Origin of the sequence: Streptomyces sp. NBC_00236 (assembly GCF_036195045.1) — a bacterium.
GTDB lineage: Bacteria > Actinomycetota > Actinomycetes > Streptomycetales > Streptomycetaceae > Streptomyces.
In genome coordinates this window covers 6,063,709-6,082,119 of sequence record NZ_CP108100.1, presented here as the reverse complement: position 1 = coordinate 6,082,119, position 18,411 = coordinate 6,063,709, and the positions used below count along the sequence as shown (strand labels likewise).

18 protein-coding genes are annotated in these 18,411 nt (G+C 71.8%); 5 read left to right on the top strand and 13 right to left on the bottom strand.

The window, feature by feature from the left end; translation table 11 throughout:
* Window positions 1-445 precede the first annotated feature (445 nt).
* The 9 genes from gatB to OG446_RS27285 all read right to left on the bottom strand — a co-directional run bounded on the left by gatB (window position 446) and on the right by OG446_RS27285 (window position 11,559).
* Complete coding sequence (gene gatB / locus OG446_RS27325; RefSeq protein WP_326657728.1) at window positions 446-1,954, bottom strand: Asp-tRNA(Asn)/Glu-tRNA(Gln) amidotransferase subunit GatB; 1,509 nt, start codon at window positions 1,952-1,954, stop codon at window positions 446-448.
* A 14-nt stretch (window positions 1,955-1,968) separates the two neighbouring features.
* Window positions 1,969-2,211 (bottom strand): hypothetical protein, encoded by a 243-nt coding sequence (locus OG446_RS27320; RefSeq protein WP_148020961.1) that lies wholly within the window; start codon window positions 2,209-2,211, stop codon window positions 1,969-1,971.
* Entirely contained in the window at window positions 2,208-3,710 is a 1,503-nt protein-coding gene (gene gatA, locus OG446_RS27315; RefSeq protein ID WP_328896507.1) for an Asp-tRNA(Asn)/Glu-tRNA(Gln) amidotransferase subunit GatA, read from the bottom strand. Before gatA ends, OG446_RS27320 begins: the two co-directional genes overlap by 4 nt.
* Window positions 3,711-3,715: 5 nt before the next feature.
* Complete coding sequence (gatC, locus tag OG446_RS27310) at window positions 3,716-4,012, bottom strand: Asp-tRNA(Asn)/Glu-tRNA(Gln) amidotransferase subunit GatC (RefSeq protein WP_003966094.1); 297 nt, start codon at window positions 4,010-4,012, stop codon at window positions 3,716-3,718.
* Window positions 4,013-4,467: 455 nt separating this feature from the next.
* Entirely contained in the window at window positions 4,468-6,642 is a 2,175-nt protein-coding gene (locus OG446_RS27305) for a putative bifunctional diguanylate cyclase/phosphodiesterase (RefSeq protein ID WP_328896506.1), read from the bottom strand.
* A gap of 287 nt (window positions 6,643-6,929) precedes the next feature.
* A complete protein-coding gene (gene ligA, locus OG446_RS27300) occupies window positions 6,930-9,140 on the bottom strand; it encodes an NAD-dependent DNA ligase LigA (RefSeq protein WP_328896505.1) in 2,211 nt (736 codons plus the stop codon).
* Between the two features lie 30 nt (window positions 9,141-9,170).
* The gene (locus tag OG446_RS27295) at window positions 9,171-10,196 is read right to left on the bottom strand and encodes a methionine synthase (RefSeq protein WP_328896504.1); all 1,026 of its coding nucleotides are present in this window, start codon (window positions 10,194-10,196) and stop codon (window positions 9,171-9,173) included.
* A gap of 95 nt (window positions 10,197-10,291) precedes the next feature.
* Window positions 10,292-10,981 carry an SDR family oxidoreductase gene (locus OG446_RS27290; protein ID WP_328896503.1) on the bottom strand — a complete coding sequence of 230 codons (690 nt, stop codon included), beginning with the start codon at window positions 10,979-10,981 and terminating at the stop codon, window positions 10,292-10,294.
* A 38-nt stretch (window positions 10,982-11,019) separates the two neighbouring features.
* Entirely contained in the window at window positions 11,020-11,559 is a 540-nt protein-coding gene (locus tag OG446_RS27285) for a TIGR00730 family Rossman fold protein (RefSeq protein ID WP_328896502.1), read from the bottom strand.
* Between the two features lie 77 nt (window positions 11,560-11,636).
* Here OG446_RS27285 and OG446_RS27280 point away from each other — a divergent pair, with 77 nt between their 5' ends.
* The 3 genes from OG446_RS27280 to OG446_RS27270 all read left to right on the top strand — a co-directional run bounded on the left by OG446_RS27280 (window position 11,637) and on the right by OG446_RS27270 (window position 13,887).
* Window positions 11,637-11,972 carry a DUF427 domain-containing protein gene (locus OG446_RS27280; protein ID WP_328896501.1) on the top strand — a complete coding sequence of 112 codons (336 nt, stop codon included), beginning with the start codon at window positions 11,637-11,639 and terminating at the stop codon, window positions 11,970-11,972.
* A gap of 106 nt (window positions 11,973-12,078) precedes the next feature.
* Window positions 12,079-12,879 (top strand): alpha/beta fold hydrolase, encoded by an 801-nt coding sequence (locus OG446_RS27275; protein WP_328896500.1) that lies wholly within the window; start codon window positions 12,079-12,081, stop codon window positions 12,877-12,879.
* 120 nt (window positions 12,880-12,999) lie between these two features.
* Window positions 13,000-13,887: a GNAT family N-acetyltransferase gene (locus OG446_RS27270; protein ID WP_328896499.1), complete on the top strand. Its 888-nt coding sequence runs from the start codon at window positions 13,000-13,002 to the stop codon at window positions 13,885-13,887.
* A 5-nt stretch (window positions 13,888-13,892) separates the two neighbouring features.
* Here the strand turns inward: OG446_RS27270 and mnmA are convergent, their stop codons facing one another.
* Window positions 13,893-15,029, bottom strand: a complete 1,137-nt coding sequence (gene mnmA, locus OG446_RS27265) for a tRNA 2-thiouridine(34) synthase MnmA (protein ID WP_328896498.1) — start codon at window positions 15,027-15,029, stop codon at window positions 13,893-13,895.
* 61 nt (window positions 15,030-15,090) lie between these two features.
* Here mnmA and OG446_RS27260 point away from each other — a divergent pair, with 61 nt between their 5' ends.
* Window positions 15,091-15,768, top strand: a complete 678-nt coding sequence (locus OG446_RS27260) for an N-acetylmuramoyl-L-alanine amidase (protein WP_328896497.1) — start codon at window positions 15,091-15,093, stop codon at window positions 15,766-15,768.
* A gap of 24 nt (window positions 15,769-15,792) precedes the next feature.
* Here OG446_RS27260 and OG446_RS27255 read toward each other — a convergent pair whose 3' ends face one another.
* The 3 genes from OG446_RS27255 to OG446_RS27245 all read right to left on the bottom strand — a co-directional run bounded on the left by OG446_RS27255 (window position 15,793) and on the right by OG446_RS27245 (window position 17,692).
* Window positions 15,793-16,962 (bottom strand): cysteine desulfurase family protein, encoded by a 1,170-nt coding sequence (locus OG446_RS27255; protein ID WP_328896496.1) that lies wholly within the window; start codon window positions 16,960-16,962, stop codon window positions 15,793-15,795.
* 143 nt (window positions 16,963-17,105) lie between these two features.
* Window positions 17,106-17,456: a DUF4190 domain-containing protein gene (locus OG446_RS27250; protein WP_328896495.1), complete on the bottom strand. Its 351-nt coding sequence runs from the start codon at window positions 17,454-17,456 to the stop codon at window positions 17,106-17,108.
* A gap of 59 nt (window positions 17,457-17,515) precedes the next feature.
* The gene (locus tag OG446_RS27245) at window positions 17,516-17,692 is read right to left on the bottom strand and encodes a hypothetical protein (protein WP_328898541.1); all 177 of its coding nucleotides are present in this window, start codon (window positions 17,690-17,692) and stop codon (window positions 17,516-17,518) included.
* 87 nt (window positions 17,693-17,779) lie between these two features.
* On the opposite strand from OG446_RS27245, the gene OG446_RS27240 reads away from it, so the two are divergent.
* Entirely contained in the window at window positions 17,780-18,403 is a 624-nt protein-coding gene (locus OG446_RS27240) for a TetR family transcriptional regulator (RefSeq protein ID WP_328896494.1), read from the top strand.
* The last annotated feature ends 8 nt before the right edge of the window (window positions 18,404-18,411 follow it).

Here is an 18,411-nt window from a genome sequence, read left to right as displayed (position 1 = left end):
GAACCGTCACTCTGGCAGCCAACTATGATCGTTTGTCCGTTTCGTGGCCTTACTCACAGGGATCAGGTCCACATATGAGCGACATGAGCACCGCCGTACGGCGGAGGCGCACACGTGGCGCGGCAGCGGTCGCCCGGCCCGCGCTCCCCGGCCGGAAGCGGCCGCACACGGGAAGCGGGCTCCGGCCCGCGTTGACCGTGGCCGCACAGGCGTGGCCATCTCATGAACCGTCAGCCGGCTCGAACCGGGCACACCCGGGACGCTGTCGCCGAAGGTGGAGAACGCGCTCCGGCCGCGCGTCCAGGTGGACGGGACCCGCGACGGGGCCGCGGTCGTGCCCGGCTTCCCGACGCTCAGGACGCGGCGGTAGCGCGGCATGCGCGAAGGGGCGGTGCCCCCGGTGGAAACCGGGGGCACCGCCCCTTCGCAGTCGTGCGGGAAGGGCTCAGCCCTCGACGCCGAGCTTCTCCAGGATCAGCTCGCGCACGCGCGCCGCGTCCGCCTGGCCACGGGTGGCCTTCATGACGGCGCCGACGAGCGCACCGGCGGCCGCGACCTTGCCGCCGCGGATCTTGTCCGCGATGGCGGCGTTGCCCGCGATGGCCTCGTCCACGGCCGTGGACAGCGCGCCCTCGTCGGAGACGACCTTCAGGCCGCGCTTCTCGACGACGGTGTCCGGGTCGCCCTCGCCCGCGAGGACACCCTCCAGGACCTGCCGGGCCAGCTTGTCGTTGAGATCGCCGGAGGCGACGAGCTCGGCGACCCGGGCGACCTGCGCCGGGGTGACACCCAGCTCGTCGAGGGCGCGTCCGGTCTCGTTGGCGTTACGGGCGAGCTCGCCCATCCACCACTTGCGGGCCTGGTCCGCCGGGGCGCCCACCTCGGTCGTGGCGACGATCAGGTCGACCGCGCCGGCGTTGAGGATGGACTGCATGTCGTGCTCGGAGACGCCCCACTCCTCCTTGAGCCGGGCGCGGCGCAGCCGCGGCAGCTCGGGAAGCCCCTTGCGGAGCTCCTCGACCCACTCCCGGGCCGGGGCGACCGGCACCAGGTCGGGCTCGGGGAAGTAGCGGTAGTCCTCGGCGTTGTCCTTGATGCGGCCGGCCGTGGTGGAGCCGTCCTCCTCGTGGAAGTGCCGGGTCTCCTGCACGATCGTGCCACCCGAGTTCAGCACCGCGGCGTGGCGCTGGATCTCGAAGCGGGCGGCGCGCTCGACGGAACGCAGCGAGTTCACGTTCTTCGTCTCGGAGCGGGTACCGAACGCCTCGCGGCCGTGCGGGCGCAGCGACAGGTTCACGTCGCAGCGCATCTGGCCCATCTCCATGCGGGCCTCCGAGACGCCGAGCGCCTTGATGAGCTCGCGGAGCTCGGCGACGTACGCCTTGGCGACCTCGGGGGCGCGTGCGCCCGCTCCCTCGATCGGCTTGGTGACGATCTCGATGAGCGGAATGCCCGCGCGGTTGTAGTCGAGCAGGGAGTGGGACGCGCCGTGGATGCGGCCGGTGGCACCGCCGACGTGCGTCGACTTGCCGGTGTCCTCCTCCATGTGGGCGCGCTCGATCTGCACCCGGAAGATCTCCCCGTCCTCCAGTTGGACGTCCAGATAGCCGTCGAAGGCGATCGGCTCGTCGTACTGGGAGGTCTGGAAGTTCTTCGGCATGTCCGGATAGAAGTAGTTCTTCCGGGCGAAGCGGCACCACTCGGCGATCTCGCAGTTCAGCGCGAGACCGATCTTGATGGCGGACTCGACGCCGATCTCGTTCACGACCGGCAGCGCGCCGGGCAGCCCGAGGCAGACCGGGCAGGTCTGCGAGTTGGCGTCCTGCTTGAGCTCGGTGGAGCAGCCGCAGAACATCTTGGTCTTGGTGCCGAGCTCGACATGGACTTCGAGGCCCATGACGGGGTCGTACGTCGCGAGGGCGTCCTCGTACGACTCCAGGTCAATGACAGTCACTGAAACTTTCCCTCTCAGCCCAGCAGGACGTCGTCGTCGCCGAGACGCTTGAGCTCGCGGTAAAGGATGGCGAGGCCGGTCACGATCGCGGCGGCGGACACGGCGGCGTCGATCAGCCGCAGTGTGTCGTTGTCCTGGCGGGCCATCTTCACCTGCTTGAACACGCTGAGCGCGCCGAAGGCGGTAGTGCCCATGGACACGTACGCGCCGGTCTTGGACTTCTTGAAGTTCTTGGCCTTCTTAGCCATTGCGCTCATAGCGACGGAGCCTCCTCAAGCAGCGGGTGTCCCCACTTTTCCACGAATGCGGCCTCGACGGCGGCTCCGACCTTGTACAGCCGGTCGTCCTTCATGGCGGGGGCGATGATCTGCAGCCCGACCGGGAGACCGTCCTCCGGCGCCAGGCCGCAGGGCAGCGACATGGCGGCGTTGCCGGCCAGGTTGGTCGGAATGGTGCACAGGTCCGCGAGGTACATCGCCATCGGGTCGTCGGCGCGCTCGCCGATCGGGAAGGCGGTGGTGGGCGTCGTCGGCGAGACGATGACGTCCACCTGCTCGAAGGCCTTCTCGAAGTCCCGCGTGATCAGCGTGCGGACCTTCTGCGCCGAGCCGTAGTACGCGTCGTAGTAGCCGGAGCTCAGTGCGTACGTACCGAGGATGATGCGGCGCTTGACCTCGTCGCCGAAACCGGCCTCGCGGGTGAGCGCGGTGACGTCCTCGGCGGACTTCGTGCCGTCGTCGCCGACCCGCAGGCCGTAGCGCATGGCGTCGAAGCGGGCGAGGTTCGAGGAGCACTCGGACGGCGCGATGAGGTAGTACGCCGAAAGGCCGAGGTCGAAGGACGGGCAGTCCAGCTCGACGACGGTCGCGCCGAGCGACTTCAGCAGCTCGACCGACTCGTTGAAGCGCTGGACGACACCGGCCTGGTAGCCCTCGCCGGAGAACTGCTTCACGACACCGACGCGCATGCCCTGTACGGAGCCGTTGCGCGCGGCCTCGACGACCGGCGGGACCGGGGCGTCGATGGACGTCGAGTCCAGCGGGTCGTGCCCGGCGATGGCCTCGTGCAGCAGGGCCGCGTCCAGGACCGTGCGGGCGCAGGGCCCGCCCTGGTCGAGGGAGGACGAGAAGGCCACCATGCCGTAGCGGGAGACGCCGCCGTACGTGGGCTTGACGCCGACCGTGCCGGTGACGGCGGCGGGCTGGCGGATGGAACCGCCGGTGTCCGTGCCGATGGCGAGCGGGGCCTCGAACGACGCGAGGGCCGCCGAGGAGCCGCCTCCGGAGCCGCCCGGGATGCGGGTGAGGTCCCACGGGTTGCCGGTCGGGCCGTAGGCGCTGTTCTCGGTGGAGGACCCCATGGCGAACTCGTCCATGTTGGTCTTGCCGAGGATCACGACGTCGGCGGCCTTCAGCCGCTTGGTGACGGTCGCGTCGTACGGCGGGACCCAGCCTTCGAGGATCTTCGAACCGACGGTGGTCGGCATGTCCTCGGTGGTGAAGATGTCCTTCAGCGCGAGCGGGACGCCGGCCAGCGGGCCCAGCTTCTCGCCGGCCGCCTTCTTGGCGTCGACGGCACGGGCCTGCGCGAGCGCGCCCTCGCGGTCGATGTGCAGGAAGGCGTGGACCTTCTCGTCGACCGCTTCGATCCGGGCCAGGTGGGCCTCGGTGACCTCGACGGCCGTGAGCTCGCCCGAGGCGATCTTCGCGGCGATCTCGGCGGCGGTGAGCTTGATGATGGTGCTGATGTCCGTCATGACTTTTAGTCCTCCCCCAGGATCTGCGGCACCTTGAAACGCTGCTGCTCCTGGGCCGGGGCGCCGGAGAGCGCCTGCGCGGGGGTGAGCGACGGACGGACCTCGTCCGCCCGCATGACGTTGGTCAGCGGCAGCGGGTGGGAGGTCGGCGGTACGTCTTGGTCGGCGACCTCGGAGACGCGGGCGACCGCGCCGATGATGTCGTCGAGCTGACCGGCGAAGTGATCGAGCTCTTCGCCCTTCAGCTCCAGACGCGCCAGCCGGGCGAGGTGGGCGACCTCCTCGCGCGTGATGCCAGGCATGCAGCGATCCTCAGGGGTTGGTGTGTGGTTTTGGCTGGGTCGGTGGCACATTTCCACCGTCCGTCCGAAGGACGGGCCGCGCGGCGCCCGGTGCGTGCGATCGCAAGGCGCCGGAGCGCCCTCGTGGCGGAGCCACGTGGGCGTTTCGGCAACGCGGCGAGCGTGCGTGCCAGGCGTCGCGCGGCAGGTGGAAATGTGCCACCGACCCCCAATCCTATGGGGTCGGCCGTACCGGGTACGGCCACCCGGGGAACACTCGCTCGGTGAAGCGGCCGCAGGGCGGAATCGCCCTCGGCCCGGCGCTCCGTGCCGAGGCCACCGCTCGGCCCTGCGCTCCACGCCGAGGCCACCACCGGGCGCACTCCAAGCCCGTCCGGCGATGGAGGACAAAACGGTCACCGGGCGCCTTCGGTCATCTCACCGCAGCCCGCGCCCCGCACCCCCGCCACCCCGTCCTACGTCGTCGCGGGCCGCGAGTCGACCGCCCGCCCGGACGGGCGCTGCTCCAGCTCGGGCGTCGCCTTGACGGCCGCACCCGTGCCCGCCGCGGCGGCCGCCGCGGCCGCTGCCGCCAGTTCCGCCGGCCGGCGCCATCCGTGCTCGCCGCGCGCCCGCAGCCACGCCGTCGTCTCCTGCGGCGGCATCGCGGCCGCCACCAGCCACCCCTGGACCGCGTCGCAGCCCAGGTCCCGCAGCCGCTCCCACGTCTCGTCGTCCTCGACACCCTCGGCGACGACCACCAGACCGAGCGAGTGCGCCAGGTCGATCGTGCAGCGGACGATCTCCGCGTCCTCGTGATCGATGGCGAGCCGGGCCACGAACGACCGGTCGATCTTGAGCTCGCTGACCGGCAGCCTGCGCAGGTGCACCAGCGAGGAATAGCCCGTGCCGAAGTCGTCCAGGGACATCTTGACGCCGTGCCCGGTCAGGCCCGCGAGGGTGTCCGCGGCCCGCTGCGGGTCCTCCAGCAGCACGTGTTCCGTTATCTCCAGCTGCAGGGCGCCGGCCGGGACGCCGTGCCGGGCCAGCCGGGCCGCGACGCCGCCCGCGAACCCCGGAGTGTGCACATCGCGCGGGGACACGTTGACCGCGACCGGGACGAACAGGCCCTGCGCCCGCCACCGGGCGACCTGGGCCAGCGCCGTCTCCAGGACGTACTCCGTGAGGTGCGGCATCAGCCCGGACGACTCCGCTATGGCGATGAACTCGTCCGGGGGGACTCTCCCCCGCTCCGGATGCACCCAGCGGACCAGCGCCTCCAGACCGGCCACCTGACCGTCGAAGCGGACCTTCGGCTGGTAGTGCAGCTCCACCTCGCCCGCGTCCAGCGCACGCCGCAGGTCGCCGAGGAGGCCGAGCCGGTCCGGGGTGTTGCTGTCGCGCTTCGACTCGTACACCTCCACGCCCGTCCGGTCGCGCTTGGCCTGGTACATCGCCACGTCCGCCCGCCGGAGCAGACCCTCCGCGTCCAGTGCGTGATCGGGGTAGACGGCTACTCCGGCGCTGGCCTCCAGCACCAGCGTGAGTCCGTCGAGGTCCAGCGGGGAGGAGAGCTCGGCCACCAGATGACGGGCGACGCGTTGGGTGCTGGTGGTGGAGTCCGCGGTCGGCAGGAGCACGGCGAACTCGTCGCCGCCGAGCCTGGCCGCCTCCGCACCCTTCGGCAGGGCCAGCCGCAGCCGGTCCGCTATCTGCAGCAGCAGCCGGTCCCCGGCGAGGTGTCCGAGCGTGTCGTTGACCGCCCGGAAGCGGTCGAGGTCGATCAGGACAAGACCGACGCGGCCGCCGAGGTTCTCGGCCTCCTCCAGCGCCGTCCAGGTCCGCTCCAGCAGCCACTGCCGGTTCGGCAGCCCGGTCAGCGGGTCCCGCAGCTGCTCCTCCGCCCTGGCGCGGGCGATCCACAGCGTCGAGTCCAGGGCGATCAGCGGAACGGCGAAGAGCGGCAGCAGGACGGGCATCGCCATCGCGACGACGCAGATCAGCGGCGCGATGCCGAGGAGTGCGACGGCGATGAGCCCCTGCCGCAGCAGCGCGGTGCGAGCCACCGTCGGCAGTCCGCCGCCCTGCGGAGACCGGGCGTACCACAGCAGGACCCGGGTGACGAGCAGATACGTGGAGGCTGCCAGCAGGACCTCCGGGACGGCGTCGATACCCCAGTCGAGTGGCTGCCAGGGCGACTCGACGGTCTGCACCTCGCCGAACGCCGCCAGGACCAGGGCCGCGGCGCCCACGCCCAGGATGTCCACCGCCCCGTGCAGCAGCCCCTGCCACCAGCGGTGCCGGCGGGCCACGCCGACGAGCACGACCACGACCAGGCTGACCAGGCCCGCGGGCACCCAGCCGTAGAGGAGCAGCACGGCGAGGGTGAGGGCGGCTCCGGAGCCCGTGCCGCCCCACCAGCGGTCGCGGCCGAGCGCGACCAGATGACCGACGACGATCCCGGTGAGAACGGCGAGCGACCAGCCGGCCCTCCCGTTCGGGAAGAGTGCGTGTCCGCTGCTCACGGTCCGGTAGAAACCGGTCGCCAGCTGCACCGTGGCGAGGGCCACGACGACGGCACCCACTTTGGGCGTGAGGCCGGCGAAACCTTGCAGCCGCGACACCGGTGCGGCGTTCTCGGTCGGTTTCATTCCGTCCCTCTCACAGCCGGCGGTGCCGATGTCACCTGATGGTTCCGTCCCGTGCCACCGCGCCCCGTCCCATGCGGTGACCGGGTACCGCAGGCGCCTCTCCCAACAGTAGGCCGCCGAGGGGGTCCACGGGCAGCGGTCTACCGCTCTTGCCCGAATGCGAACCGACCACCCGTCAGCATCTGCTATGCGCCGATCGGGTGAATCCGACGGTGTGTCACCTCCCCCTCACCCTCCGGCACACTTCCCGTCCGCTCCCCTCCGGATCCTTCCCTCCGGCTCTTCGCCTACTGCTCCTCGACCGGAACGGCGGCCTCGCGCGCCGCCTCGGGTCCCTGGTCGAGCAGCACGGCGAAGCCGTCCTCGTCCAGCACGGGCACTTTGAGCTGCATCGCCTTGTCGTACTTCGATCCGGGGTTGTCGCCCACGACGACGAAGGAGGTCTTCTTCGAGACGGAACCGGTGACCTTCGCCCCACGGCTCTGCAGGGCGTCCTTCGCACCGTCCCTGGTGTGCCCGGTGAGGGTGCCGGTCACGACGACGGTGAGTCCTTCGAGCGGCCTCGGCCCCTCCTCCTCACCGGCGCCCTCGTCCTCCATCCGGACCCCGGCCTCCCGCCACTTGCGCAGGATCTCGCGGTGCCAGTCCTCGGCGAACCACTGTTTGACGGAGGCGGCGATGATCGGCCCGACGCCGTCGGCGTCGGACAGCTCCTGCTCGGTGGCCTCCTCGATGCGGTCGATCGACCGGAACTGGCGGGCCAGCTCCTGGGCGGCGACCGGCCCGACATGGCGGATGGAGAGCCCGGTGAGGATCCGGGCCAGCGGGGCCTCCTTCGCCGCGGCGATGGCGTCCAGCATGGCGACGGCGTTCTTCTTCGGCTCGCCCTGCTGGTTGGCGAAGACCGTCGCGATCTTCTCCTCGCCGGTCTTCGGGTCCCGCTTGGGCAGCCCGCTGTCCATGTCGAGCACATAGGCGCGGATGGGCAGCAGCTGCTCGACGGTCAGACCGAAGAGGTCGCCCTCGTCCCGCAGCGGCGGGTCGGCGGGCTCCAGCGGCTGGGTCAGGGCTGCGGCGGCAACGTATCCGAAGTGGTCGATGTCCAGGCACTTGCGGCCCGCCAGATAGGCGACCCGCTCCCGCAGCTGCGCGGGGCAGGAGCGGGCGTTGGGGCAGCGGACGTCGATGTCGGCCTCCTTCATCGGCCGTAGCTCCGTCCCGCACTCGGGGCAGTGCGTGGGCATGACGAAGGCCTGCTCGGTGCCGTCCCGGAGGTCGACGACGGGGCCGAGGATCTCCGGGATCACGTCGCCGGCCTTGCGGAGCACGACGGTGTCGCCGATCAGGACGCCCTTCGCACGCACCACGTTCTGGTTGTGCAGGGTCGCGAACTCGACCTCGGAGCCCGCCACCTCGACCGGTTCGACCTGGGCGTACGGGGTGACGCGGCCGGTGCGGCCGACTCCGACGCGGATGTTGACGAGCTTGGTGTTGACCTCCTCCGGCGCGTACTTCCAGGCGATCGCCCAGCGCGGGGCTCGGGAGGTGGAGCCGAGGCGGCCCTGGAGCGGGATCTCGTCGAGCTTGACGACGACTCCGTCGATCTCGTGTTCCACGGAGTGGCGGTGCTCGCCGAAGTACGCGATGAACTCCCGCACCCCGGCGAGGGAGTCCACCACCTTGTTGTACTTGGCGGTGGGCAGGCCCCATTCGTGGAGCAGCTCGTAGGCGTGCGAGAGGCGGTCGATGTCGAAGCCCTCGCGGGCACCGATGCCGTGGACCACCATGTGCAGCGGCCGGGTGGCGGTGACCTTGGGGTCCTTCTGGCGCAGTGAACCGGCCGCCGCGTTGCGCGGGTTGGCGAAGGGTTTGTCGTCGGCCTCGACCAGCCGGGCGTTCAGCTCCTCGAATCCCTCCATGGGGAAGAAGACCTCGCCTCGGATCTCGACGAGCTCCGGGATCCGGTCGCCCTTGAGCCGGTGCGGGATCTCCGCGATGGTGCGGACGTTGGGCGTGATGTCCTCGCCGGTGCGGCCGTCGCCCCGGGTCGTGGCCCGGGTCAGCAGCCCGTGCTCGTAGGTGAGGTTGACCGCGAGGCCGTCGATCTTGAGCTCGCACAGGAAGTGGTAGCCGGTCGCGCCCACGTCCCGCGCGATCCGCTCGCCCCAGGCGGCCAGCTCCTCGTCGTCGAAGGCGTTGTCCAGGGACAGCATCCGCTCGCGGTGCGCGACGGAGGTGAATTCCGTCCGGTACGGCCCCGCGACCTTCTGGGTCGGCGAGTCGGGTGTGCGCAGCGGCGGGTGCTCGTCCTCCAGTGCCTCCAGCTCACGCATCAGCCGGTCGAACTCCGCGTCGCTGACGACCGGCTGGTCGTTCACGTAGTAGCGGAAGCGGTGCTCCTCGACCTGCTCGGCGAGGAGAGCGTGCCGCTCCCGTGCCTGGGCCGGCACCGCCGTCTCCTGTTCGCCCGGCAGTGATGTCTGCTGTTCGCCGGCCATCGTCCCGTCCTCCCGTTACCCAGTACCCCGTTACTCAGGGTTGTCTGCGAGCGATTTCGCGGCCCGGGCGCAGTGGGCGAGCGCGGCACGGGCGTACGCGGGCGAGGCACCCGCGAGACCGCACGACGGGGTGATCGCCACGGACTCGGTGAGAGTCCCCGGATTCAGCCCCAGCCTGCGCCACAGCGTCCTGACACCCATGACGCTACCGCCCGGGTCCGACAATCCGCCCGAGGCCGGGTCGGTGCCCGGCACCACCCCGAGGAACAGCTGGGTGCCGCCCTCGACCGCTTCCCCGATCGCCTCCTCCTCACGCTCGGTGAGCAGGGAGAAGTCGAAGGAGATTCCGTCGGTCCCGGCCCGGCGCAGCAGGGCGAACGGCACGTCGGGGGCGCAGGTGTGCACGACCGTGGCGGCGTCGCCGGCCACGGCGAGCACGTCGCGCAGGGTGTCCTCGACGACCTGGCGGTCCACGGCCCGGTAGGTGCGGTAGCCGCTGGCCGTCCGGATCCGCCCGAGCAGGACCCCGGTCAGCGACGGTTCGTCGAGCTGGAGGATCACGCGCGCACCGGGCATCCGGCGCCGCACCTCGGCGAGGTGGTCGCGCAGCCCCTCCGCGAGCGAGCCCGCCAGGTCGCGGCAGGCGCCGGGGTCACCGAGGACGGCCTCGCCGCTCCGCCGCTCCAGCGCGGCGGCGAGCGTCCACGGCCCGACGGCCTGCACCTTGAGCGGGCCCTCGTACCCCTGGGTGAACTCCTCCAGTGCGTCGAGGTCCTCGCCGAGCCAGGACCGGGCCCGGCGGGTGTCGCGCCCCGGCCGGTCGCTGATGCGCCAGCCGCTGGGCTCGACGTGTCCGTACATCTCGACGAGCAGCCCGATGGACCGCCCGATCATGTCCGCGCCGGGGCCGCGCGCAGGGAGTTCCGCCAGATACGGCACGCCCTGGCCGTCCCCGAAGGAGCCGGTGACGGTCTTCGCCGCCTCCCGTGCGTCGCCTCCGGGCATCGAACCGATTCCGGTGGCCGGGCACCCGCTGAACTTGCTCTTCTCGCTCACGCGGGAAGCCTACGGCGGTTCGCGGCCCCGGCCGTCAGCGGCCGATCCCCACGCGGGCCGTCAGCGGCCAGGGCGCGCGGTGAGCCCGCGGGCCGTCAGCGGCCGGGGCGCACCGTGAGGTCGTTGACCTCGGCGTCGCGGGGCAGGTCGAGCGCCATCAGGATCGTGGTGGCGACGGACTCGGGGGCGATCCAGCGCGAGGCGTCGTACTCCTTGCCCTCCTGCTGGTGGACCTTGGCCTGCATGGGGCTGGCCGTACGGCCCGGGTAGACGGACGTCACCCGCACCCCGTTCTCGTGCTCCTCGTGGCGCAGCGAGTCGGCGAGCGCCTTCAGTCCGTGCTTGCTGGCGGCGTACGCGCTCCACTCGGGGCTCGCGGAGAGCCCGGCGCCGGAGTTGACGAAGAGGACGTGGCCCTGGGCGACCCGCAGCTGGGGCAGCAGGAGGCGGGTCAGTTCGGCCGGGGCGATCAGGTTGGCGTTGAGCTGGAAGTGCCAGGCCTTGGGGGTGAGCTCGCCGACGCGGCCGAGTTCGACGACGCCCGCGATATGCAGCAGCGAGTCGAGCCGTTCCGGCATCGGCTGCTGGCCGAAGGCCCAGGAGAGCCGGTCCGGGTTGGACAGGTCGCCGACGAGCGTGCGGGCGCCGGGGTGGAGCGCGGCCAGTTCCTTGGCGCGGCCCGCGTCCCGGGCCAGCAGGACGAGCTCGTCGCCGCGCTCCGTGAGACGGCGGGCGACGGCTGCGCCGATGCCGGAACCGGCACCGGTGATGAGGTGAGTGGACATACGCCCATCGTCGCACCCGGCGCCCCACCGCCCGCACGTCACTGCAGGCCGGCCCACTCCTCCAGGTAGGCCAGGGCGCCGACCCCGTCCTTCGCGAAGAACACCAGGTCGGTCAGCGGGAGGGGAAGGAAGCCCTCGTCCTCCATGCGCTGGAACTGCTGGCGGAGCCCGTCGTAGAACCCCGCCGTGTTGAGCAGCACGACCGGCTTGGTGGTCTTGCCGTGCTTCTTGAGCTCCAGGATCTCGGTGGCCTCGTCGAGCGTGCCGGTGCCGCCGACCATGATCACGACCGCGTCGGACTTCTCCAGGAGCAGCGCCTTGCGCTCGGCGAGGTCCCGGGCGATCACCATCTCGTCCGCGTTGGTCCGCGCCTTCGCGGCCAGGAAGTCCACGGACACCCCGACCAGCTTCCCGCCCGTCTCCTGCACGCCGTCCGCGACGACCTTCATCAGCCCGCTCTCCGAACCGCCCCAGACCAGGGTGTGCCCGCCGCGGCCGATCAGCTCGGCGAACTCACGGGCGGGCACGGTGTAGCGGTCGTCGAGGTCGGCGGCGGAGAGGAAAACGCAGATCTTCATGAGTGTCACGTTAGAGGCCGGCACCGACGGTGCCGCATCCGGGGAAGAAACCCACGCCCCGCGGGGCTGAACACCACATGACTGCCACCCGAGGACATCGCATCACCGTCGAGCCCGGCACCGAGCATGTGCGCGTGGTCCGGGACGGAGTGCTGCTCGCCGAGAGCCGGCGCCCGCTCGTGCTGCGCGAGACGGGCTGTCCGGTCCGCTACTACCTGCCGCCCGAGGACGTCCGTACCGAGCTGCTCACTGCGTCGGAGACCCGGACCCACTGCCCGTTCAAGGGAGATGCCTCCTACTGGTCCCGTCCGGAGGCGGCCGACCTCGTCTGGGCCTACCCGGATCCGAAGACCGAAGTGGCCGCGATCAAGGACCACTTCTGCTTCTACGACACCGAGACGGTCACCGCCTGACCGTCGGCACAGCGTCAACACCCCTTCTGAGCTGCGGAGAAGAGAAAGTTCAGAGAGTTTTCGCGGAGAACGATGAGTTTCCGCCCGCCCCGCAGTCCACCTCCACATGGACAAGACTCTCTCCCGCGACGGCACCCTGATCGCGTACGGGCGCCGGGGCCAAGGACCGCCGCTGATTCTGGTGAGCGGCGCGCTGGGCACCGCGGCGACCGAGGCTCCGCTGGCCCGGCTCCTCGCGCCGCGCTTCGAGGTCGTCACGTACGACCGGCGCGGCCGGGGCGCCAGCGGCGACGGGTCGCCCTATGCCGTGAAGCGCGAGATCGAGGATCTGGCGGCGCTCGCGGAGGCGGTGGGCGGACGGCCCTCGGTGTTCGGAGTCGGGGCCGGCGGCGCGCTGGCCCTGGAGGCGCTGGCGGCCGGGCTCCCGGCTGCCGGACTCGCGGTGTACGAGCCGCCCTACACCCCGGGCGCCGCAGGCCTCCTCTTCAAGGCCGGCTGCACGGCCCGGCTGCACCGGCTGCTGTCCGCCGGCGACCGGGGAGGGGCGGTGGAGCTGTTCCTGACCGTGACGGGGGTCACGGCCGACGTGATCGCCAGGATGCGGCGGGCGCCGCTGTGGCGGACCCTGGAATCCGTGGCACACACGCTCGCCTACGACGACGCGGTGCTGGGCGACGGCGCGGTCCCGGTCGAGCGGTTCGCCTCGGTGCCGGCGCGGACCCTGGTGATCTGCGGCGGCTTCAGCCCGGCCACCGCGAGGGCGTCGACCCGCTTGCTGGCGGACGCCCTGCCCCGGGGCCGGCACCGCACCCTGACGGGACAGATGCGGGAGCTGGCACCGCAGGCGGTCGCTCCGGTGCTGGCGGAGTTCTTCACGCGGGACGTGTACGCGCGCCAGGCGTCCTGAGTACGCACGGGCGGGCCGGGGGGCCGAGCACCCCGCGCGGTCACGCCCGTACAGGGGTCGGGCGTTGCCGCGCGGGGCACCGTTGCTGCATCCGGTGCCGGCCGTCCGGGATCATGAAGCATGCTCCCCGAAGGCTGGCACCTCACCCAGGACGTTGACGACTTCCTCGCCCGAGCCGGAGACTTCCTGCGCTCGCGCCCCGCCCTGCACAACACGCCCCTGACGGACGTCGAGAGGCTGCGGGCACGAAGGGCCGCCGGCCACGACGCCGAAGCCGCCGTGTTCGGCCGGCTGGAGTCGGGAGGCGGCGTCGTCGCGATCCTCTACCTCACCCCGCGCGGCCGCCTGGGTCTCACGCCCCTGTCCCCCGAGCGGACCGACGCGCTCGCCGCCCGTCTGGCGGGCCTCGGCCTCTCCCCTGCCCACGTCATCGCGGACCACGACACCGCCGGCGCTTTCGCCGAGTCGTGGCGGCGGTACACGGGGGCGGTGCCCCTGCCCTTCTGGCGCACGCATCTCTACCGTCTCGGCACGCTCACTCCCCCGCTGCCGCGGCCGGAGGGCCAGGGGCGCACGGTGGGCGGCGGGGACCGCGAGCAAGTCGTGCGCTGGTGCCGTGAGTTCTGTGTCGATGTCGGAGAGCAGGCCTCCATCGATCTGATCGACGCCGGGGCCTGGGACGACTCGCGTTTCGGCGACCGGCACTTCACGTTCTGGGAGACCCCGGCCGGCGCCCCCGTCTCGATGGCGGCCGCGACCTCGCTCGTCGGCGGCATGGTCCGCGTGGACCCCGTCTACACCCCGGCCCGCCTCCGCGGCCACGGCTACGCGGGAGCCGTGACGGCCGAGGCGAGCAGGGCGGCCCTGGCCGCGGGCGCCACGGACGTCGTCCTGTTCACGGACCCGGACAACCCCACCAGCAACGCCCTCTACCAGCGCATCGGGTACGTCCATGTCGCCGACTTCGCCGGGCACCGGTTCTCCTACGGCGCGCCGCGGGCCGGGTAGGGCGCTCAGTCGGAAGCGGCCGCCGCCGTCTCCCGCCGCACCGTCGTCGCGATCGTCGCCGACCCGACCACGCGCGTCCCGTCGTACAGCACGACCGCCTGGCCGGGGGCCACACCCCGTACCGGCTCGGTGAAGGCGACGCTGAGCGTCCCGTCCACCAGCTCGGCCGTCACCTCGGTCTCGCCGCCGTGGGCGCGGAGCTGGGCGGTGTACGTGCCGGGGCCGGACGGCGGGGTTCCGCACCAGCGGGGCCTGATCGCGGTGAGAGCGGTCACGTCGAGGGCCTCGACCGGGCCGACGGTCACCGTGTTGTTCACCGGGGAGATGTCCAAGACGTAGCGCGGCTTGCCGTCGGCGGCCGGGTGGCCGATGCGCAGGCCCTTGCGCTGACCGATGGTGAAGCCGAAGGCGCCCTCGTGGGTGCCGAGCTTCGCACCGGACTCGTCGAGGATGTCGCCCTCCGCCTTGCCGCCGAGGCGGTCCGCCAGGAAGCCCTGGGTGTCGCCGTCGGCGATGAAGCAGATGTCGTGGCTGTCGGGCTTCTTGGCGACCGCGAGGCCCCGGCGCTCGGCCTCGGCGCGGATCTCGTCCTTGGTGGTGAGGGTGTCGCCGAGCGGGAACATCGCGTGGGCGAGCTGGCGCTCGTCGAGGACGCCGAGGACGTAGCTCTGGTCCTTGGCCATGTCGGAGGCGCGGTGCAGCTCACGGCTGCCGTCCTCGCCGAGGACGACGGTGGCGTAGTGACCGGTGCACACGGCGTCGAAGCCGAGCGCCAGGGCCTTGTCGAGCAGGGCCGCGAACTTGATCTTCTCGTTGCAGCGCAGGCAGGGGTTGGGGGTGCGCCCCGCCTCGTACTCGGCGACGAAGTCCTCCACGACGTCTTCGCGGAAGCGTTCCGCGAGGTCCCAGACGTAGAAGGGGATGCCGATGACGTCCGCGGCACGGCGGGCGTCACGGGAGTCCTCGATCGTGCAACAGCCTCGGGCCCCGGTCCGGAAGGACTGCGGGTTGGCCGAGAGCGCGAGGTGCACGCCGGTCACGTCGTGGCCCGCCTCGGCGGCGCGGGCGGCCGCGACGGCGGAGTCGACACCGCCCGACATGGCGGCGAGCACACGGAGGGGGCGCTGGGAAGTCTGAGTCATAGCTCCACCAGGGTACGGGTCCCCGGGAACCGAAAGCTCGCGGATAAGCGTTGTCGATCACATGGGGACCAAGGGGACGGCGGGCGCCAAGGGCCCCGCAGGATCGGGAACCGGCAGCGGCATCAGCCGGCGCGCGGTGCTGATCGGCGGTGTCGTCACGGCGGCGGGTACGGCGGTGCTGGCACGGGACCGGCTCAAGAGGGCCTGGTGGCGGCTGCCCGGAGTGGAGAAGCCGCGCAAGCCGGGCGAGGTGGACTACGCACGGGCCACATGGACAGCCGCCTCCGAGGAGAACTGGCGGCGGGCGGACCGGCCGGACGACTACGACATCGACCGCGTGGTCATCCACGTCACACAGGGCAGCTTCACCAGCGCGGTCCGGGCCTTCCAGGACCCGTCGCACGGAGCCGCGGCGCACTACGTGGTGCGCAAGGACGGTCATGTGACGCAGATGATCCGCGAGCTGGACGTGGCGTTCCACGCAGGTAACCGCTCCTACAACGAGCACAGCGTGGGCATCGAGCACGAAGGCTTCGTGGACCGCCCGCAGGGCTTCACCGCCGCGATGTACGGGGCGTCGGCCCGGCTCACCGCGGCGATATGCGCGAGGTACGACATCCCGGTGGACCGCGAGCACGTCATCGGGCACGTGGAGGTGCCGGGGACCGACCACACGGACCCGGGGAAGCACTGGGACTGGGACCGGTACATGAAGCTGGTCCGGGCCGCGAAACCGTGAGGGCGGGCCCGGTGTCGGTGACCGTCAGCTGAGCCCCGCCGTCCTCGCCCGTTCCACCGCCGGGCCGATCGCCCGTGCCACGTCCTCGACGTCCTGCTTGGTCGAGGTGTGGCCCAGCGAGAAGCGCAGGGTGCCGCGGGCCAGGTCCGGATCGGTGCCGGTGGCCAGCAGGACGTGACTGGGCTGGGCGATCCCGGCCGTGCACGCGGAGCCGGTGGAGCATTCGATGCCCTGGGCGTCCAGGAGCAGGAGGAGCGAGTCGCCCTCGCAGCCGGGGAAGGTGAAGTGCGCGTTGGCCGGCAGCCGCCCGCCGGGGGCCGGGTCGCCGCCGAGGACGGCGTCGGGGACCTGGGCCAGGACGGCATCGACGAGTTCGTCGCGGAGCCCGCCGATGTCCCGGGCGAAGTCCTCGCGCCCGTCGGCGGCGATCCTGCCCGCGACGGCGAACGCGGCGACGCCGGGGACGTCCAGGGTGCCGGAGCGCACATGGCGTTCCTGCCCGCCGCCGTGCAGCACGGGTACGGGGGTGTACTCACGGCCGAGCAGCAGCGCGCCGACGCCGAACGGGCCGCCGATCTTGTGCGCGCTCACGGTCATCGCGGCCAGCCCTGAGCGGGCGAAGTCGACTTCGAGCTGCCCGAAGGCCTGCACCGCGTCGGCATGCATGGGGACGTCGAACTCGCGGGCCACCGCGGCCAGTTCACGTACCGGCATGACGGTGCCGATCTCGTTGTTCGCCCACATCACGGTGATCATCGCGACGTCGTCGGGGTTGCGGTCCAGCGCCTCGCGCAGCGTGTCGGGGTGCACGCGGCCGTAGCGGTCGACGGGGAGGTACTCGACGGTCGCGCCCTCGTGCTCGGCGAGCCAGTCGACGGCGTCCAGCACCGCGTGGTGCTCGACGGGGCTGGCCAGGACCCGGGTGCGGCGGGGGTCGGCGTCGCGGCGGGCCCAGTACAGGCCCTTCACCGCGAGGTTGTCGGACTCGGTGCCGCCGGAGGTGAGGACCACCTCGCTGGGGCGTGCGCCGAGGGCGTCGGCGAGGGTCTCTCTGGACTCCTCGACGGTACGGCGGGCCCGGCGCCCGGCGGCGTGGAGTGAGGACGCGTTGCCGGTGACGGCGAGCTGCGCGGTCATCGCCGCGATCGCCTCCGGCAGCATCGGCGTGGTCGCGGCGTGGTCGAGGTAAGCCATGGTGGGCTCGATTCTACGAGCCCGCGACGGGGCGTACGGCGGGCGCATGGGGTCCCGGTGCCCGCGCACCCCGGAAGCGGTGTCCCGGCCGCCCCGTTCCGGAGCCCGATCCGGTGCGGGGAGAGGTCGCGGTCCGCGTCCTGTCAGCCGCCGAAGTCCCAGGCGACGACGCCGTTTCCGGTGACGAGGAAGGCCAGGATCACCAGGTCGGCGATGCCGAGCACCAGCCCGAGCAGGGCGCGGCCGCGGCGGGCGGTGGAGCGGGCCAGCGCGACGAGCGCCATGACGATGGCGGCCGGGCCGAGCAGGATGTTCATCACCAGCAGGCCGACGAGGCCGAGCACGAACGAGGCGACGGCGAGACCGTCCGCGTCACGGGTGGGGCGCCGCGGTGGTGCGGGCGGGGTGGCGCCGGGGCCGTCGGGCCCGGCCGGCTCCGCCGTTCCGGTCGCGGTGGCGGCTTCGGAGCGACGGGCGAACGCGGTGAGTGTCATCGTGCGGACTCCTTGGGATCTGCTGCGCTGATGTGGACGACCTGATGGCACGGGGCCGGTCACTGGGAGCGGCGGCGCGCACCCGCCCGTTCGCGAACGGCGAAGACCAGGAGCCAGCAGCCGATCAGGGCACCGAGCGCCAGGGACAGTGGAAGCGGAATCTGGACCACTGCTCCCAGCACGATCCCCAGCAGGAGCAGGGCGGCGACAAGAACGATCATGGTCAGCCTTTCCATGATTGAGAGTACGACTGTGCACTGACTTGCCAGTCTAGACCCGCACCCCCCTTCCCCGTCCCGGAGAACAGTTGTTTACTGAATGGCATGAGTCACACCGCCGGCATCCGCCAGACCCAGAAGCTGAAGACCAGGCAGGCACTCCTGGACGCGGCCCTCGGGCTGCTGGAGCACCAGAGCCTGAGCAGCCTGGGCCTGCGCGAGGTGACACGGGCCGTGGGTGTCACGCCCACGGCCTTCTACCGGCACTTCGACGACATCGCCGCGCTCGGGGTGGCCCTGGTCGAACAGACCCTGGGCAGCCTGCACGGAATGATCGGGGCGATCCTGGCCGAGACCGGCGACAGCGAGGTCCGGCTGGACCGCAGCGTCGAACTGATCACCCGTCATGTCCGGCAGCAGCCCGCCCACTTCCGCTTCATCGCCCGTGAGCAGCACGGCGGCGTCGGCCCGGTCCGCGAGGCCATAGCCGCCCAGCTGCGGCGGTTCGCGCAGGAGGTGGCGACGGCGCTCGCGGACGAGCCCGAATCGCGGGGCTGGAGCGAGGAGGACCTGCTGATGCTGGGCGGCCTCTACGTGGACCACATGGTGATCACCGCCTCGGCCATGCTGGACACCGGCCCGGACGGGGACGAGCAGGTGGCCCACGTCGCCCGGCGCCGGCTGCGGCTGGTCACGCTCGGCCGCCTGCACTGGCTGGACGGGGCCTGAAGGGGCGG

Coding starts and splice junctions, on each gene's coding strand:
- OG446_RS27320 (WP_148020961.1), bottom strand. CDS start 2,211: ATGAGCGCAATGGCTAAGAAGGCCAAGAACTTCAAGAAGTCCAAGACC.
- gatA (WP_328896507.1), bottom strand. CDS start 3,710: ATGACGGACATCAGCACCATCATCAAGCTCACCGCCGCCGAGATCGCC.
- gatC (WP_003966094.1), bottom strand. CDS start 4,012: ATGCCTGGCATCACGCGCGAGGAGGTCGCCCACCTCGCCCGGCTGGCG.
- OG446_RS27305 (WP_328896506.1), bottom strand. CDS start 6,642: ATGAAACCGACCGAGAACGCCGCACCGGTGTCGCGGCTGCAAGGTTTC.
- ligA (WP_328896505.1), bottom strand. CDS start 9,140: ATGGCCGGCGAACAGCAGACATCACTGCCGGGCGAACAGGAGACGGCG.
- OG446_RS27290 (WP_328896503.1), bottom strand. CDS start 10,981: ATGTCCACTCACCTCATCACCGGTGCCGGTTCCGGCATCGGCGCAGCC.
- OG446_RS27285 (WP_328896502.1), bottom strand. CDS start 11,559: ATGAAGATCTGCGTTTTCCTCTCCGCCGCCGACCTCGACGACCGCTAC.
- OG446_RS27280 (WP_328896501.1), top strand. CDS start 11,637: ATGACTGCCACCCGAGGACATCGCATCACCGTCGAGCCCGGCACCGAG.
- OG446_RS27275 (WP_328896500.1), top strand. CDS start 12,079: ATGGACAAGACTCTCTCCCGCGACGGCACCCTGATCGCGTACGGGCGC.
- OG446_RS27270 (WP_328896499.1), top strand. CDS start 13,000: ATGCTCCCCGAAGGCTGGCACCTCACCCAGGACGTTGACGACTTCCTC.
- mnmA (WP_328896498.1), bottom strand. CDS start 15,029: ATGACTCAGACTTCCCAGCGCCCCCTCCGTGTGCTCGCCGCCATGTCG.
- OG446_RS27260 (WP_328896497.1), top strand. CDS start 15,091: ATGGGGACCAAGGGGACGGCGGGCGCCAAGGGCCCCGCAGGATCGGGA.
- OG446_RS27255 (WP_328896496.1), bottom strand. CDS start 16,962: ATGGCTTACCTCGACCACGCCGCGACCACGCCGATGCTGCCGGAGGCG.
- OG446_RS27250 (WP_328896495.1), bottom strand. CDS start 17,456: ATGACACTCACCGCGTTCGCCCGTCGCTCCGAAGCCGCCACCGCGACC.
- OG446_RS27245 (WP_328898541.1), bottom strand. CDS start 17,692: ATGGAAAGGCTGACCATGATCGTTCTTGTCGCCGCCCTGCTCCTGCTG.
- OG446_RS27240 (WP_328896494.1), top strand. CDS start 17,780: ATGAGTCACACCGCCGGCATCCGCCAGACCCAGAAGCTGAAGACCAGG.